At 70.9% G+C, this 371-nt stretch carries 1 pseudogene; it reads right to left on the bottom strand.

The window, feature by feature from the left end:
* Window positions 1–145 precede the first annotated feature (145 nt).
* Window positions 146–371 (bottom strand): annotated as a pseudogene (locus CCN29_RS36590) (sugar ABC transporter ATP-binding protein); the annotation flags it as partial.

Raw genomic sequence — 371 nt, 5'->3', positions numbered from 1 at the left:
CGTGGAACGCCGACTTCCGCGTCGCGTGTTGACGAGTTGGGGTAATTTGCCGGGATTGCCGGGGTATTTGTCGACAACGCGAGGCGGTGCGAGACAAGGCGAGGCGCCCCGCAGCACGCTGCGGGGCGCCTCGGCGTCAACGCGTTCAGTCGGACAGGCGCGCGCCCGTGGACGTGGAGAACACGTGGGTCTCGCCGGAGCGCGGCACGACGTGCAGCGTGCTGCCCTTCTCCGGGACCTCACGGCCGCCGACGCGGACCACCAGGTCCTTCGCCTCGCCGCCGACCTGCGCGGTGCCGTAGACGAAGGCGTCGGAGCCCAGCTCCTCCACGACGTTGACGGTGACCGCCACGCCCTGGTCGGAGTCGGCG

The sequence above is a fragment of the Streptomyces pseudogriseolus genome (assembly GCA_002154585.1).
In the GTDB taxonomy this organism is placed as follows: Bacteria; Actinomycetota; Actinomycetes; order Streptomycetales; family Streptomycetaceae; genus Streptomyces; species Streptomyces pseudogriseolus.
This window is presented reverse-complemented; position numbering and strand designations above follow the sequence as displayed.